Origin of the sequence: Anaeromassilibacillus sp. D41t1_190614_C2, from assembly GCF_015558525.1 — a bacterium.
GTDB lineage: Bacteria > Bacillota > Clostridia > Oscillospirales > Acutalibacteraceae > Anaeromassilibacillus > Anaeromassilibacillus stercoravium.
Map to the genome: position 1 here is coordinate 560711 of NZ_JADMOD010000001.1, position 14554 is coordinate 575264.

General features: G+C 56.9%; 15 protein-coding genes. 13 read left to right on the forward strand and 2 right to left on the reverse strand.

Features of this window, described 5'->3' with window-relative positions:
- Positions 1-65: 65 nt before the first annotated feature.
- Positions 66-752 carry a hypothetical protein gene (locus tag I2G69_RS02375; protein ID WP_195560143.1) on the reverse strand — a complete coding sequence of 229 codons (687 nt, stop codon included), beginning with the start codon at positions 750-752 and terminating at the stop codon, positions 66-68.
- A 169-nt stretch (positions 753-921) separates the two neighbouring features.
- Between I2G69_RS02375 and I2G69_RS02380 the strand changes: the two genes are divergently transcribed.
- Positions 922-1686: a threonine/serine exporter family protein gene (locus I2G69_RS02380; protein ID WP_195560144.1), complete on the forward strand. Its 765-nt coding sequence runs from the start codon at positions 922-924 to the stop codon at positions 1684-1686.
- Positions 1687-1688: 2 nt separating this feature from the next.
- Entirely contained in the window at positions 1689-2132 is a 444-nt protein-coding gene (locus tag I2G69_RS02385; protein WP_087234997.1) for a threonine/serine exporter family protein, read from the forward strand.
- 227 nt (positions 2133-2359) lie between these two features.
- On the opposite strand, the gene pap is transcribed toward I2G69_RS02385, so the two are convergent.
- Positions 2360-3850 carry a polyphosphate:AMP phosphotransferase gene (gene pap / locus I2G69_RS02390; protein WP_195450546.1) on the reverse strand — a complete coding sequence of 497 codons (1491 nt, stop codon included), beginning with the start codon at positions 3848-3850 and terminating at the stop codon, positions 2360-2362.
- Between the two features lie 265 nt (positions 3851-4115).
- Here pap and ruvC point away from each other — a divergent pair, with 265 nt between their 5' ends.
- From ruvC to I2G69_RS02445, 11 genes are all read left to right on the forward strand, one after another.
- Positions 4116-4622 (forward strand): crossover junction endodeoxyribonuclease RuvC, encoded by a 507-nt coding sequence (gene ruvC, locus I2G69_RS02395; protein ID WP_087230357.1) that lies wholly within the window; start codon positions 4116-4118, stop codon positions 4620-4622.
- 17 nt (positions 4623-4639) lie between these two features.
- On the forward strand, positions 4640-5245 hold the full coding sequence (gene ruvA, locus I2G69_RS02400; protein WP_087230360.1) for a Holliday junction branch migration protein RuvA: 606 nt from the start codon (positions 4640-4642) through the stop codon (positions 5243-5245).
- A gap of 56 nt (positions 5246-5301) precedes the next feature.
- Complete coding sequence (gene ruvB, locus I2G69_RS02405) at positions 5302-6375, forward strand: Holliday junction branch migration DNA helicase RuvB (protein WP_442856103.1); 1074 nt, start codon at positions 5302-5304, stop codon at positions 6373-6375.
- 319 nt (positions 6376-6694) lie between these two features.
- Positions 6695-7018 carry a cytochrome C biogenesis protein gene (locus I2G69_RS02410; RefSeq protein WP_191362845.1) on the forward strand — a complete coding sequence of 108 codons (324 nt, stop codon included), beginning with the start codon at positions 6695-6697 and terminating at the stop codon, positions 7016-7018.
- Positions 7019-7234: 216 nt separating this feature from the next.
- Positions 7235-8584, forward strand: a complete 1350-nt coding sequence (gene glmM / locus I2G69_RS02415) for a phosphoglucosamine mutase (RefSeq protein WP_087230370.1) — start codon at positions 7235-7237, stop codon at positions 8582-8584.
- 79 nt (positions 8585-8663) lie between these two features.
- Positions 8664-9524: a class I SAM-dependent methyltransferase gene (locus I2G69_RS02420; RefSeq protein ID WP_087230373.1), complete on the forward strand. Its 861-nt coding sequence runs from the start codon at positions 8664-8666 to the stop codon at positions 9522-9524.
- Positions 9525-9764: 240 nt separating this feature from the next.
- Complete coding sequence (locus I2G69_RS02425; protein WP_191362847.1) at positions 9765-10631, forward strand: energy-coupling factor transporter ATPase; 867 nt, start codon at positions 9765-9767, stop codon at positions 10629-10631.
- Between the two features lie 76 nt (positions 10632-10707).
- Positions 10708-11574 (forward strand): energy-coupling factor transporter ATPase, encoded by an 867-nt coding sequence (locus tag I2G69_RS02430; protein ID WP_087230378.1) that lies wholly within the window; start codon positions 10708-10710, stop codon positions 11572-11574.
- Complete coding sequence (locus tag I2G69_RS02435; RefSeq protein ID WP_087230380.1) at positions 11567-12382, forward strand: energy-coupling factor transporter transmembrane component T family protein; 816 nt, start codon at positions 11567-11569, stop codon at positions 12380-12382. The genes I2G69_RS02430 and I2G69_RS02435 overlap by 8 nt, the downstream gene beginning before the upstream one ends.
- 31 nt (positions 12383-12413) lie before the next feature.
- A complete protein-coding gene (gene truA, locus I2G69_RS02440; RefSeq protein ID WP_087230383.1) occupies positions 12414-13166 on the forward strand; it encodes a tRNA pseudouridine(38-40) synthase TruA in 753 nt (250 codons plus the stop codon).
- Positions 13163-14419, forward strand: a complete 1257-nt coding sequence (locus tag I2G69_RS02445; protein WP_087230385.1) for a DUF5711 family protein — start codon at positions 13163-13165, stop codon at positions 14417-14419. Before truA ends, I2G69_RS02445 begins: the two co-directional genes overlap by 4 nt.
- Positions 14420-14554: the final 135 nt, after the last annotated feature.

The following is a 14554-nucleotide window of genomic DNA, read 5'->3' on the forward strand; positions in this document are numbered from 1 at the left end:
GCATTCTTGTTCAAACAGAGAAGAGGCGTCAACAGCCCTCTGCCGTTGACGCCTCTTCTCTTTCTTTATATGATCGAATAGGACTGAATCCTTCCAGCTACATATTCCCCTGCTTCTTCCAGTGTAGCGTCCGGGGACAGGGACGTGTAGATTTCTTGATTGAACACAAGCCCGTCCCGCGTCTCTAAAAAGAGATCCATATATCCGGCGTGGAACGCATAGTCTGCCAGGTCGGAAAAATAGAGGACTGCTCCGTCCTTTTCCCGAAAATCGGAATCGCCCAGCGCCTGTGGGAGGAAAATTCCCCGCATGCCGGTCCGGCATTGGGAGACGATGTCCATATGCTCCACCCAGATGTTCCGCGCGATGGGGCAGGGGAGCAGTATGCGGACGGTATCCCCCGCGGAGAGCTCCCCGGAGAAGACTTTTTCAACGCGAACGTTTGCAATCGCAAAGGTATCAAAGAGGGAACTTTCTCCGTGAAATAGGGCGCGGATGTTTCGAATGGAGAGGATCTTCCCTTGGAAGGCCGGGGAGTGGCTTATTTCAAAGGCTTCCTCTTCCGTATACAAATGGGCGAGCTCCGAAGAGAAGCGCGGCATTTCCCCATTGTAGTTGCGCAAGTATTCGACACGGACGTCCCCAGTGGAACGGGAGAGCGTTATAAAATTGTAGTTGGGAAGGATCGCGGCCAGATAGGCCGCAAAGAGTCCAATGATGATATAAAAGCTGAGGACCCACTTTGTTTTCATCGCACATCCTCCTAACGGGTTCGGCATGGAATTCTAAGGATAGAATAATCTTCTATGCCAAAAAGATCAATAGAATCGCTCGAAAAAGCGGCCAAAGCAACACCTTCCCCTTTCTTCCGCACCGGTTTTGTGCTATACTGCAACAAACGCATGGTCAGGGGGCGAGAACATGAACTACGATGACCTTATCAGCGCTGCAACAGACGTGGGATATCTGCTTTTGCGCAACGGCGCGGAAATCTACCGCGTGGAGGATTCCATGCAGCGCATTTTTCGCGCCTACGGGGTGGAGACGGGCGAAGTCTTCGCCATTCCCACCTGCATCTTTGTGACCATCACCACGCCGGAGGGGAAATCCATCACCAAGATCAAGCGCCTCTATACGCGCGGGACAGATTTGGATAAGGTCGACCAGGCGAACGACCTTTGCCGCCGGATCTGCCGCACATGCCCGGACATTTCGAGCATCCATGCGGAGGTAGAGAAGATCAACCGCCGGCCGGTCTACGATTTCTGGACGCAGGTTGCCGCGTTTGCCATGGTCGCCTTTTCCTTTACCCTGTTCTATGGAGGAACCTTGCCGGACGCGTTTTGTTCCCTGTTTTGCGGCGCCGGGGTCAAGCTGGTCAACCACTTCATGGGGCGGTTCCAGGCAAACGCCTTCTTTACCAATATTGTCGCCAGCTGCGTGGCGGCGACGATCGCGATGTTGGCGGTCCAAATGGGGTTCGGCGCGAATCTGGATAAAATCATCATCGGCGCCCTGATGAACCTGGTCCCCGGCATCGTCATCACCAGCTTTATGCGCGACATCATGGGCGGCGATTTGATCGCGGGATTGATCCGCTTTGTGGAGTCGCTGCTTGTAGCCACGGCGATTGCCATCGGCGCCGGTATTGCGCTGATGGTGCCGCGCCTGATCTGGGGGGTGTGAGGATGGACGTGTATTTGCCCTGCTTCTATAGTTTTATCGCTTGTATGGCGGTTTGCCTGGTGTTCAATGTGCGCGGGAAGCTGATCTTTTTTACCTCCCTCGGCGGCGCGATCGGCTGGTTTGTCTACCTGCTCTGCCGCCCCTTGCAGAACGACATTGTGCAGTTCTTTATCGCCACGGTAGTGATCACCATCTATTCTGAGGTGATGGCGCGCATCCACAAAGTGCCGGTCACCGGCTATCTGCTCATCGCGCTGTTGCCCATGGTGCCAGGGGGCGGCATCTACTACACGATGGAATACTGCATCGCCGGGAATACGCAGATGTTCCTGGAGACCGGCCTGCACACCCTGGGCATTGCGGGAGCGCTGGCGCTCGGCATTTTGCTGGTCTCTTCGCTCAACCGGCTTTTCGGAATGCCTCGGCGGAACAAGAATAATCGGTGAAAAGATTTGACATAATCAGCATGGAGGACCGAAAGAATGCTATGATAGAACCATACCCGAGAGGGTGTAATGGATATTCTTTTGCGTACACCTGCGATTATGGCGGAATTTCTTAAACAAGGAAAGGGCCGGAATCCAATCTGGATTCCGGCCTTTTCCTATTGCCATCCTTATCCAAACGGGACATTCCTCTGCGAAAGCCTATTCTTTCTGGGAACGTTCCCACTTTATAAACGGTCTTTGATCGCATCGATCAGAATTTTCAAAGCCTTGATGCGGCCATATTTTTTGTTCTGGGACTCAATGATATGCCACGGGGCAAAATCCGTGGACGTATAGCGGAGCATATCGTCGATCGCCTCTTCGTATTGATCCCATTTTTCGCGGTTACGCCAGTCCTCGTCGGTGATCTTCCACTGCTTGGAGGGCGTGTTCTGGCGGTCGTTGAAGCGGCGCAACTGTTCGTCCTGGTCGATGTGCAGCCAGAACTTTACAACCACAGCGCCCCAATCGTAGAGCTGCCGTTCGAATTCATTGATCTCCCGATAGGCGCGCTGCCAGTCTTCCGTGGTGCAGAATCCCTCGATGCGTTCCACCATCACACGGCCATACCAGGTGCGGTCGAAGATTGCGATATGCCCATCCTTTGGCAGGCGCGTCCAGAACCGCCACAGATAATGGTGGGCGAGCTCCGGCGCGGTCGGGCCTGCAATCGGGACGACCTCGTATCCGCGGGGGTCGAGCGCGGCGGCCACACGGCGGATATTGCCGCCTTTGCCGGCGGCGTCCCAGCCCTCGTAGCAGACGACGACGGGCACGCGCTTCCGATAGATCTTGTTGTGCAGCTCGCTCAGTTCCTCTTGGAGCTTTTTGAGCTGCTTTTTATATTTTTCATCGGTGATGGTCTTGTCCAGGGAGACGTCCTTCAGCTTCGGCATGGGAACAAAGGTAAAGTTGCCGGGAAGGATAATATTGGTTGGGGTAATGGGGTGTTCCTTGCGGTGCTGCTTGAGCGCCAATGCGGTTTTGATCCCGTCGATGACGGTGTGGTAGATTTCCAGCTCCGCGTGCAGGCGGTCCGTGCTGGCGATGACATGCCAGGGGGCGTAAGTGGTGTTGGTGTATTCCAACATCTCGTCAAATGCGCGGTAGTAGCGGTCGTACTGTTTGTTCCGCTTCCAATCCTGCTGGGTGACGCGCCACTCTGTATTTTTGGAATTCGCCAGGTTTTCCAGGCGCTCCCGCTGTTCCTTCTGGCTGATGTGCAGGAAGAATTTGATAATCAGATACCCGTTGTCCGCGAGCTGCCGCTCGAAGGTGTTGATATCGTTCATGCGGCGCAGGTTGGTCACATCGTCCACCTCGTCCTCCAGGCGGAGTACGGAGATTTCCTGGTACCAGCTGCGGTCCATCACCGCGATTTCCCCGCCTCCGGGGATGATCTTCCAATAGCGCCAGAGGTTCGGTTCGCGCTTTTCCAGCTCCGTGGGGGCAATGTTGGAGTACACTTTGGAGCCGCGCGGGTCAAAGTTCAGGATCAGGTTGGCGATCTGGCTGCCCTTTCCAGCCGAACCCCACCCTTCGAACACAATGATGACGGGAAGCTTGTTCTGCTTCACCAGCTGTTGCAGGGAAGAGAGCTCTTCTTTGAGCGCGGAAGCTTCTTTTTTATATTCCTCTTTTGTGATGGAAGCCTTTAGATTGACTTTTTCCAACATGCCGGGCAACCCCTTTCCATTCTACTCCTTAATGGGAGACTATATGCCAATTATACACTAATTTACTAAAATTGCAATCTTTTTTGTGCGAACGGACAAATCTTATTTCTATGGATATATCTTTCTCGTATCTTGCCCAGATGTTTGCGAAAAAGCGCAGGTTTCATGCGGCTTTGCCGCACGCTTTTCCCCTTTTCTAATTGGAACGGATGTGCTATAATAAAGCGAATATTATGGAAACTCGTTTGGCAAATGGAGACAGGAAATGGTCATTCTTGGAATTGACCCGGGCTATGCCATTGTTGGCTACGGGGTCATTCGCGCACAAAATGGGCGGTTTGTACCGTTGGAACACGGGGCGATCGTCACCAAGGCGGGGGAGAATTTCAACCGCCGGTTGGAAATCATATACGATGCGATGACGGAAGTGCTGCAAAAGTGGAAGCCGGACGCGGTCAGCATCGAAAAGCTCTATTTTAAAAACAACAAAACAACGGCGATCGGCGTGGCCGAGGCGCGCGGCGTGATTTTGCTGGCGACCCAAAAGGCCGGCGTGCCGGTCTATGAGTACACGCCGCTGCAAGTGAAGCAGGCAGTGACGGGTTACGGGCAGGCGCTCAAACCCCAGGTGATGGAGATGACCCGGCGGCTTCTGTGCCTGCAACAAATCCCCAAGCCGGACGATGTGGCGGACGCCTTGGCTATGGCCATCTGCCACGGGCAGGCAGCGGGGTCGTCCCTGCGGCAGGCGCTGCTGGGGCGCAGATCATGAGATAGACGGAGTGGCGTATGTTTTATAGTATCAAGGGAACATTGACGCATATGGAGCCCGGGTTTGTTGTGGTGGAGTGCGCAGGGGTGGGCTTTAAGTGCCTCACCACGCTGAGCACCCAGCGCACCATGCCGCAGATCGGCGAACAGGTCAAGCTGTTTACCCATTTGAATGTCCGGGAGGATGCAATGGATCTGTTCGGCTTTGCCACGATGATGGAGCTAAACTGCTTTAAAATGCTGACGGCGGTTTCCGGCGTGGGGCCGAAGGTGGGGCTTGCCATTTTGAGCGAGCTTTCGCCGGAGCAGGTGGCCATGGCCGCGGCATCGGGGGACAGCAAATCGCTGACCCGCGCCAGCGGCGTGGGCGCAAAGCTGGCGCAGCGCATCGTGTTGGAATTGAAAGACAAGGTGAAAAAGATGGGCGGCGGAGTCCTGGAGGGCTTTGCACCAGCGGGCGGGGTGCCGTCGGCAGCGGGGAACGCTGCCAACGCCGTCAGTGCGCTGTCCGTGTTGGGCTATACGCCGACGGACGCGGCCTCTGTGGTAGCGAAATTTGACAGCAGCTTGCCAACGGAAGAGCTCATCCGCTTGGCGCTGAAGGAATTCGGGAAAAACCGGTGAAAGGGTGGTGAGGCGTGCCGATGGATTACGAGAATGAGATGGACTTTGAAAACCGGATGGTTGCGCCGGAGTACGCCCCCGAGGATGCGGAGGTGGAAAACCCTCTGCGCCCCCGGACCTTGGAGGAATACATCGGTCAGGAAAAGGTAAAGGAGAACCTGGCGGTCTTTATCGAGGCGGCCAAGCAGCGCAAGGAATCGCTGGACCATGTGCTGCTGTACGGCCCGCCGGGGCTCGGCAAGACGACGCTGGCGGGGATCATCGCCAACGAATTGAACGTCAATTTGCGCATCACCTCCGGCCCAGCGATTGAAAAGCCAGGGGATCTCGCCGCGCTGCTGACCAACCTGAACCCCGGCGATGTGCTCTTTATCGACGAAGTGCACCGCCTGTCGCGCAGCGTGGAGGAGATCCTCTATCCGGCGATGGAGGACTATGCGCTGGACATCATCACCGGCAAGGGGCAGATGGCAGCTTCCTACCATTTGCCGCTGCCCAAGTTTACGCTGGTGGGGGCCACAACGCGCGCGGGCCAGCTTTCCGCGCCGCTGCGCGACCGCTTTGGCGTGGTGCTGCGGCTGGAAATGTATTCCCCGGAGGAGCTGGCCAAGATTGTCACCCGGAGCGCGCGCATCCTGGGCATCCCCATTGAGGCGGACGGCGCGCTGGAAATCGCCTCGCGCTCGCGGGGGACGCCGCGTATTGCGAACCGGATGCTCCGGCGCGTGCGGGATTTTGCGCAGGTGATGACGGACGGGGTGATTACGTACCAATCCGCTAAGATCGGCCTGGACCGCCTCGAAGTGGACGAGATCGGGCTGGACGCCAACGACCGGCGGATGCTCAGCGCCATGATTCGCTATTATAACGGCGGCCCGGTGGGATTGGAGACGCTTGCGGCGGCCATCGGGGAAGAAGCGGTCACCATCGAGGACGTCTATGAACCGTATCTGATGCAGATCGGCTTTTTGAACCGCACGCCCCGCGGACGCTGCGTCACACGCGCGGCGTACCTGCATCTGGGGTTGACGCCGCCGGGGGAGCAGACCCCGCAGCAGAGCTTCTTCGATTTGGCCAGGGCGCAGGAACCGAAGGACAGCGCCTCAAAAGATTCACTGGACGGGAAATAAATCCCTTTTTGCGTTGCCGGCCCTTTGAGGGGCCGTGGGTTGAAAAAACGATTGCGGGAAGACCGATCCTTCCGGCTTCTTGATCGCCGCCGAAGGGCGGTGCGGGTAGAAATCACTTGTTCTGTCCGGCTTTGTCCGCCATACCGCGCTTTGCTCGGAGGAAAAAGCGGCAAGGGTGTTCGGATGTAGCGTATCAATAAAAATTGCCGTCTCCCCGGGAGACGAGGGTTGAAACAGCATTTAGACAAAGTCCGTGTTTTCCAAGATATTCTCCCTTGCCGTCTCGGAGAGGGAGAAACGGTTAGAAAGGAATTTGCGTTTGGAATTTTCACGTGTCAAACTGGAAATTTATGTGCCGGAAGCATACCTTAGCCGCCTCCGGGAAGCGTTGAACGAGTTGGGCGCCTGCCACATCGGGAAGTATGACTGCTGTTCCTCCGTGGCCGCCGTCACCGGAACTTGGCGGCCGCTTCCCGGCGCGGAGCCGTACGACGGGACGGTGGGGGAGCTTTGCCAGGGCGCGGAGTGCAAAATGGAAGCGGTCTGCCCGCGGGAGCTGGCAGCGCAGGCGGTGGAAGCGGTCCGGCAGTTGCATCCCTATGAGGAGCCGGTGATCCATGTGCTGCCGCTTTTAGACCTCTAGCCGCAGGGCGGTTTTCCAAGCGGGCGAAGGATCTCGCCGGTTTGGAAAAGTGTCCGGTGGCCTTGCGAATCACTGGTTTCTGGCCGGTCGTATGAGATTGCGACGCGGTTTTCAGGAAAAAGCCGTTACAATAGGAAAAAAGATTGGTTTCGGAGCGTTTTGGCAAGAAAACTACCCCCGGAAAAAGGGGAACGATTTTAAGGAGTGTGTTAAGCTATGGGCAGACTTTTTGGAACGGACGGCGTCAGAGGCGTCGCAAATTCGGAGCTTACCTGTGAGATGGCCATGAACATCGGCCGGGCGGCGGCGATGGTGTTGACGGACAACAACCACCGCCATCCTAAAATTTTGATCGGAAAAGACACGCGCATTTCTTCCGATATGTTGGAGAGTGCAATTACAGCTGGCCTGTGCAGCGTGGGGGCTAATGTTGTGCAGCTCGGTGTTGTGCCGACCCCGGCGGTGGCGTTCTTGGTCGGCAAATACAAAGCGGACGCGGGCGTAATGCTCACAGCGTCGCACAACCCCTGCGAATTCAATGGGATCAAAATTTTCAGCGGCGACGGCTATAAGCTGCCAGACGCGCTCGAAGAGCAGATCGAGGCCATCGTCCTCGACCACGCCGACGTTCCGCCGGTCCCCACAGGGGGCGACATCGGCAGCGTAACCACTGCGCCGAACGTGGTGCGTGATTATGTGGACCACATCAAGAGCACGGTCCCGTTTGCGTTGACCGGTATGCGGATTGGCATCGACTGTGCAAACGGCGCGGCCTCCCGCACGGCGGAGCTGCTGTTCACGGAATTGGGCGCGGAGTGCCATATGCTGGCCGACAAGCCCAACGGGGTGAACGTCAACGACAATTGCGGGTCCACCCATATGGAAAACCTGATGAGCTTTGTCAAGGAGAACCACCTGGACGCGGGCATCGCGTTTGACGGCGATGCGGACCGCTGCCTCGCTGTGGACGACAAGGGCCAGCTGGTGGACGGCGACTTTGTGATGGCCATCTGCGCCGCGGATATGAAATCGCGCGGCAAGCTGGCGAAGAACACTGTGGTGGGCACCATCATGACCAACATGGGCTTCACCCGTTTTTGCAGCGAAAACGGCCTGCATTTCGAGGCGACCAAGGTCGGCGACCGCTATGTGCTGGAGGAGATGCAGCTGGAAGGCTATAATTTTGGCGGCGAGCAGAGCGGCCATGTGATCTTCCTGGATTTTGCCACAACCGGCGACGGCCAGATGACGGCGGCACAGCTGCTGAGCATTGTCCACCGCCGCGAGGCGAAGCTTTCCAGCCTAGCAACCCTGATGACTCGCTATCCGCAGGTGATCGTCAATGTGCAGGTGGGCCCGGAGGGGAAGCTACATTTCTACACGGACAGCGAGGTCAAGGAGGCCATCGAAAACGCGAAGGCGAAGCTGGGGACCAGCGGCCGCATCGTGGTCCGCCCGTCCGGTACGGAGCCGCTCCTGCGCGTGATGATCGAGGGCGAGGACTTGGAGTATATCAATGTGCTTGCGAACTCCGTGGCGGATGTCCTGCGGGAGCGTTTGGCGTAAAAAAGTGTAAACATTTTGTAGAATTGATTTATAATCGTACGATTTGTATTGAAAATTGACGGATAAGAGAGGGTTTGCTTTGAGAGCGGCAGCATGGAAGGATTACGAACTGATCGACACGTCCGGCGGCGAACGATTGGAGCGGTGGGGGAATATCGTCCTCATCCGCCCCGACCCACAGATCATCTGGAATACGCCGCGCAAAAATCCCCTTTGGCGTGAAGCGCATGCGCGCTACCAGCGCTCCCATACGGGTGGCGGGAGCTGGCAGGAGTATCGAAAGGTGCCTTCCATGTGGAAGATCCGCTATGGGGAGCTGACCTTCCAGCTCAAGACCATGGGCTTCAAACATACCGGAATCTTTCCGGAGCAGGCGGTAAACTGGGAGTTTGCCATGCAGAAAATCGGCGCGGCGGGCCGCCCTGTAAAGGTTTTAAACTTGTTCGGTTATACCGGGGCGGCTACGCTCGCCTGTGCAAAGGCGGGTGCGCAGGTCTGCCATGTCGATGCCTCCAAGGGGATGGTCGCCTGGGCGAAGGAGAACGCAGCGGCCTCCGGCCTGGCGGATCGGCCGGTGCGCTGGCTGGTGGACGACTGCATGAAATTCGTCCAGCGGGAGCAGCGCCGCGGGAACCATTATGAGGGCATCATCATGGACCCTCCGTCCTATGGGCGCGGCCCCGGCGGGGAGGTCTGGAAGCTGGAGGAACAGCTCTATTCCCTGGTGGAGATGTGCGTGCCGATTTTGTCCGAGAACCCGCTGTTCTTCATCCTGAATTCCTACACCACCGGCCTTTCGCCCGCGGTGATGGAATACCTGCTGGGCGTGTTGCTGCAAAAGCGCTTTGGCGGGAAGGTTTCCTCCGGGGAGATCGGGCTTCCGGTGACGGAAACTGGGCTGGTCCTTCCCTGCGGGAGTACCGCAATTTGGGAGTCTTAATTCGACAACATATCGGATATTACAATATGTTTTATACAATTTGGATTTGAAAAGTGTGCTTGAGATGTTTGAGAAAAGCGCATGATTTGAAATAGGTTCGAGCGAATACCTTTTGCGAGGGACATTGCGAACCGGCTAGCGCGGGATTCGATCGAAGTACGGCGCTGTGGGCTGCGCCCAAACAGAAGACCATCCACCGGCGGTTAGCGCCATTGCTGAAATTACAGGGAGTAAAAACAAATGGCTTTTATACAGACAAAGGATTTGAAATTCACCTATGACGATGTGGAAGACGGCGAAGCCGGGAAGGTGCACGAGGTGCTCAAGGGCGTCAACCTCGAGATTCAGAAGGGCGAGTTTGTCGCACTGCTCGGCCACAATGGGTCGGGAAAATCCACCATCGCCAAGATGTTCAACGCCATGCTGTTGCCCGCTGGGGGCAAGGTCTACGTGGAGGGGATGGATACCCTCGATGAAAGTCTCGTCTACGAGATTCGCCGCCGCGTGGGGCTGGTCCTGCAAAATCCGGACAACCAACTGGTGGCCAGTATCGTGGAAGAGGACGTGGCATTCGGCCCGGAGAACCTCGGCATCGCGCCGGAGGAGATCCGCAGGCGGGTGGACGACGCGCTAAAGGCGGTGGAGATGTACGATTACCGCCTGAACGCCCCCTATAAGCTTTCCGGCGGCCAAAAGCAGCGCATTGCCATCGCGGGGATCATCGCGATGCAGCCGGAGTGCATCGTGCTGGACGAGCCGACCGCGATGCTCGACCCGCGCGGCAGGGAAGAGGTGCTACGGACGATCCACAAGCTGAACCGGGAAAAGGGGATCACCATTGTCCTGATTACCCACTATATGGATGAGGCAGTGCAGGCGGGCCGCGTGGTGGTGATGGACGACGGGCAGATCTTGTTGCAGGGGACGCCCAAAGAGGTGTTTTCCCATGTGGAGCTGCTCAAGCAGCACAAACTGGACGTCCCGCAGGCCACGGAACTGATTTACCGCCTGCGCGCGAGCGGCTATCCATTGCCGGAGTGCGTATTGAATGAAGAGGATTGTGTGGCCGCGCTGGAGCGGATTTTGAAGGCGCCGGTAGGCAGATAATTCTCCCGGCAAGGACGAATAAAAGATCCGCAGGTATCCGCACAGCGGAATCTGACGGAGGTTTGGAGAAAGCACTATGGCGATTATTGAGACGAAAGACCTGACATACACATATGGCACGGGCACGCCGTTTGAGAAGACGGCGGTGGACCATGTGAACCTCTCCATCGAGCAGGGGGAGTTCATCGGCGTGATCGGGCATACCGGTTCCGGCAAGTCCACGCTGATCCAGCAGTTCAATGGGCTTTTGCGGCCCACCTCCGGGACGGTGCTGCTGGACGGGAAGGACATCTGGGCGGAGCCAAAGAAAATCCGGGCGGTACGCTTCCGCGTGGGTATGGTGTTCCAGTACCCGGAGCACCAGCTCTTCGAAGAGACAGTCCTCAAGGACATCTCCTTCGGTCCCTCCAACATGGGGCTGGAACCGGCGGAGATTGAAAAGCGTGCGCGCGATGCGGCGAAATTTGTCGGCCTGCGGGAAGAGCTCCTGGAAAAGAGCCCGTTTGAGCTCTCCGGCGGCGAGAAGCGCCGGGTCGCCATCGCGGGCGTCATCGCGATGGACCCGGACGTCCTGATTTTGGATGAACCCACCGCAGGCCTGGACCCGCGCGGGCGCGACGTTCTGCTCTCGCAGATTGTGAATTACCACGAGGTACGGCACAATACGATATTGTTGGTTTCCCACAGCATGGAGGATATCGCACGCACCGCGGATCGAATTTTGGTGATGAACGGCGGGAAGGCCGCCATGTTCGACGAGACGAAGAAGGTGTTTGCACGCGGGGAGGAATTGGAGCGGATGGGCCTGCGGGTCCCGCAGATCACCAAGATCCTCGCCATGCTGCAAAAAGACGGCTATCCGGTCGAGACCGCCCTCACGTTGGAGCAGGCGATCCGGCAGCTGATGCCGTTGCTGGAGGAAGGAGGGCGTACGCATGGTTAGAGATGTCACCCTGGGGCAATATTTCCCCGCAAAATCGGTGATCCATCGCCTGGACCCGCGCGTCAAGGTGATTTTGACCTTCCTATTTATTGTATTTGTCTTTGTGGCGCAGAATTTCGCTGCGCTGCTCCTGATGATCGCGCTGGAAGTGTGCGTAATGGCGAGCTCCGGCGTGCCGGTCAAACAGTATTTCAAGAGCCTGAAAGCGGTTTTGTTCATTGTAATTTTCACCGGCATTCTGAACCTGTTCTATGGGTCAGGGGAGCCGCTGGTGACGCTCTTTGGATTTATGCAGATCACCTGGAATGGCATCCAAAATGCCATTTTTATCGCGATCCGCATTATGAGTTTGATTCTATTCAGCGCGGTGTTGACCTTTACAACCACGCCGACCGAATTGACGGACGCTCTGGAGCGCATCATGAAACCGCTGAAAGTGCTCCATGTGCGGGTCCATGAAATCGCCATGATGATGACGATCGCCCTGCGCTTCGTCCCCACGCTTTTGGAAGAGACGGATAAGATCATGAGCGCGCAGAAGGCGCGCGGCGCAGACCTGGAAAGCGGCGGATTGATGCAGCGGATCAAAGCGCTGATCCCGATCCTGATCCCGCTCTTTGTGTCGTCCTTCCGCCGGGCGTACGACCTGGCCATGGCCATGGAGTGCCGCTGCTACCACGGCGGGGAAGGGCGCACCAAGATGAAACAGCTGCATATGGCTGCGCGCGACGGCTGGGCGGTCGCGATTTCCGTGGCGGTCTGTGCGCTGGTGATTGTGCTGAATGTTTTGATGCCGGCGATCCTATAAAAATCCCCGGGACGGAGAGGAGGAAAAGCGTATGCGCAATTTGTTATTGACGCTCTGTTACGACGGCGCGCAGTACCACGGTTGGCAGATTCAGAACAATGCGGTCTCTGTGCAGCAGGTGTTTCAGGAGGCGCTTTTCAAGGTTACCTCCGAGAAGCCCGAGATCAAGGGGTGCAGCCGCACGGATTCCGGGGTGCATGCCAATCAATACTGCATCAGCTTGAAAACCGGGCACACCATCCCCTGCGAACGGCTGCTCAACGCATTGAACCACTTTTTGCCGGAGGACATCGCTGTGCAGGACTGTAGGGAGGTCCCGATGGACTTCCATGCGCGGTACTCCTGCCTCGGCAAGGAATATATTTATAAGATTTGGAACGAACCGGTCCGCAATCCTTTTTTGCGGAACCGGGCGCTTCATTATTGGTATCCTTTGGATTTGTCCCGTATGAACGAGGCGGCGGCGCATTACATAGGGAAACACGATTTTACGTCCTTTTGTACGTCGGATGCGCGGGACCGCGGCGATATGTGCCGCACGGTCACCCGTGCAGGCATACAGAGGGACGGCGGCTTGGTCACCTTTACGGTGGCGGCGGATGGGTTCCTCTATAATATGGTGCGCATCATGGTCGGGACGCTGCTGTATGTGGCCCAAGGGAAGCTGCAGCCGGAGCAGATTCCGGAGATTCTGGCCGCGCGCGACCGCACCGCCGCAGGGCCGACCGCACCGCCCTGCGGGTTGTATCTGAACCGTGTGTTTTATGGAGAGGGACCGGTATGAGCCAGGGAAAACGCTTCGCCACGGGCGAGATCGACGTGGCAAAACACGACCGCCATGCGGAACAGATTGCGAAACGGCGCGCCAAGCGCCGGGAAAAGCAAAAGCGCACGCATAAAATCCCAGGGTGGGTCTATAAGATCATCCTGATTTTGATTTTGAGCGTGGTGGGGATGCTGCTGTGGTTTAACCGGCAGAATCTTGCCCCCGACCGCGTGATGGAGTGGGTGCAGGACCGTGTGGTTGGCATTGGCGTGGGCGATGGCTTCCCGCAGCCGATCGCCGGCACCGTCGTGGAGCCGAAAAACTTCCTTTCGGTCAATAAAGAGCTTGTGGTGGTGAGCGACACGGACCTCTCCATCTATAATTCCACCGCCAAGGTGCTGGCAAGCCGCCAGCACAGCTTCAGCGAACCTGTTATGAAGACAAACGGTTCCCGCACCTTGATTTATAATCTGGGAGGGACCGGTTATCAGGTCGAGAGCCGCACAAAGACTGTTGAAAAAAAGAATACGGAAGGAAACATTTTCGCAGGGGCACTGTCGGAGGATGGGCATTATGCCTTTGCAACCCAAGCGGAAGGGTACTGCGGGGAACTGACCGCCTATAAACCAGATGGGACGGCGAAATTTCAATATTGGTTTGCGGACTATTACCCCACCTCGGTCGCCCTGGACCCCTCCGGGTCCCATGCTGCGGTGACGGCCATTTCCGCCCTGGACGGGGGATTGACCTCTGCGGTGTATCTGTTGGATCTCAGCACGGAAGGGGCGGTCGAGCCGTTTGCCGCCTATACGGAGAACATGATGCTTGATTCCTATTGGAGTGCGGACGGGACGGTATCTGCCATTGGGGATAAGATGACGGCGGTCATCAATACGGCAACGCAGACAAAGGTCAACTACGATTATCAAGGGATGCAGCTGTCGGCATATACTGTGGACAGCGGCCGCACGGTGCTCAGCCTGACGGCGTTTGATAGCGCCACGAGCAGCCGCCTGGTGGTGTTGGGCGGCGATGGAAAGGAGCTGGCCAATATTTCCGTGCCCGGAGAGATCCGTTCGGTTTCGCTGTATGGGGACACCGTGGCAGCGTTGGCCGGCGGCACGATTTACGCCTATTCTGCCGTTGGGGGAAATCCTATTGCAACGGTGGATGCCGGAGGCGATGCCAAGGCGGTGGCCTTGGCCAGCGAGAGCGAAGCGTATGTGTTGGGAATCTCAGAGTTGCGCTATGTCGAACTGGCGGCATTTTAAGGCCGGCGTACGTTACAAACCGTTAGTGAACGGAATATGAACATTTGAACGAAAACTTGTGTTTATCGCCTTTTTGTGCTATATTAATCAGGTACTTTCCGCCCTCCCTTTGGACGGGAAGAAATTCCTGGAAAA

Excerpts from the sequence above, each read along its gene's own strand:
- I2G69_RS02385 (WP_087234997.1), top strand. The coding sequence starts at position 1,689 with ATGGACGTGTATTTGCCCTGCTTCTATAGTTTTATCGCTTGTATGGCG.
- I2G69_RS02435 (WP_087230380.1), top strand. The coding sequence starts at position 11,567 with ATGGTTAGAGATGTCACCCTGGGGCAATATTTCCCCGCAAAATCGGTG.
- I2G69_RS02430 (WP_087230378.1), top strand. The coding sequence starts at position 10,708 with ATGGCGATTATTGAGACGAAAGACCTGACATACACATATGGCACGGGC.
- I2G69_RS02375 (WP_195560143.1), bottom strand. The coding sequence starts at position 752 with ATGAAAACAAAGTGGGTCCTCAGCTTTTATATCATCATTGGACTCTTT.
- pap (WP_195450546.1), bottom strand. The coding sequence starts at position 3,850 with ATGTTGGAAAAAGTCAATCTAAAGGCTTCCATCACAAAAGAGGAATAT.
- I2G69_RS02425 (WP_191362847.1), top strand. The coding sequence starts at position 9,765 with ATGGCTTTTATACAGACAAAGGATTTGAAATTCACCTATGACGATGTG.
- ruvA (WP_087230360.1), top strand. The coding sequence starts at position 4,640 with ATGTTTTATAGTATCAAGGGAACATTGACGCATATGGAGCCCGGGTTT.
- I2G69_RS02445 (WP_087230385.1), top strand. The coding sequence starts at position 13,163 with ATGAGCCAGGGAAAACGCTTCGCCACGGGCGAGATCGACGTGGCAAAA.
- glmM (WP_087230370.1), top strand. The coding sequence starts at position 7,235 with ATGGGCAGACTTTTTGGAACGGACGGCGTCAGAGGCGTCGCAAATTCG.
- ruvC (WP_087230357.1), top strand. The coding sequence starts at position 4,116 with ATGGTCATTCTTGGAATTGACCCGGGCTATGCCATTGTTGGCTACGGG.
- ruvB (WP_442856103.1), top strand. The coding sequence starts at position 5,302 with ATGGTTGCGCCGGAGTACGCCCCCGAGGATGCGGAGGTGGAAAACCCT.
- truA (WP_087230383.1), top strand. The coding sequence starts at position 12,414 with ATGCGCAATTTGTTATTGACGCTCTGTTACGACGGCGCGCAGTACCAC.
- I2G69_RS02380 (WP_195560144.1), top strand. The coding sequence starts at position 922 with ATGAACTACGATGACCTTATCAGCGCTGCAACAGACGTGGGATATCTG.